1 protein-coding gene is annotated in these 561 nt (G+C 44.6%); it reads left to right on the top strand.

The window, feature by feature from the left end; all coding sequences use genetic code 11:
* Positions 1-210: 210 nt before the first annotated feature.
* The coding region (locus tag ACYVL2_RS20095; RefSeq protein WP_460546576.1) for a hypothetical protein at positions 211-561 on the top strand (351 nt) is incomplete at its 3' end.

Below are 561 nucleotides of genomic sequence, written 5' to 3'. Positions count from 1 at the left end.
GATACTTGAAAACGGTGGCCGGTTAATATTGGGATTGATGATAGGCTGTTTGGCCATTTTTTTGGCTTAGCTGCTTGAGAGTACAGCGGGGACTTGCCATGGTCCCTCATTACCCCCATCCATGCTGGGCATGGTTCTGCCTTCATCAAGCCTTCATAAATAAAAATTAGCATCTGTAAGCTACTGACAATTCATTATTGATAGCGCAAGATGCCTTTTTTACTGCTGTATTTCCTCATCACTTTTTCTACCTTTTCTCATGCAGCAGACATTGAGCCAGAAATCCTGACCCGTTTTAATCAGGGCGAGACACAGGATTTAATTGTTGAATATGATGATGCGTCTGTGAATAAAAGCCTGATCGCAACCCGCTTGAATAAGCGGCTCAAGACCGATAATGACGATGTGTTGGCAATCAAGCGCAAGGCGTATGCTTCGCTTAAAAGCCAAATGAAAACGCTAGAGCTGCAGCAGGGCATCCAGGCAGTCAAAGACTATCCATACTTGCCACTGAGCTTAAAGCGTTTTAAATCACTCAGGTCGCTCAAAACCTTCATGGCC

This window comes from Glycomyces halotolerans, assembly GCF_054779575.1.
This window is presented reverse-complemented; position numbering and strand designations above follow the sequence as displayed.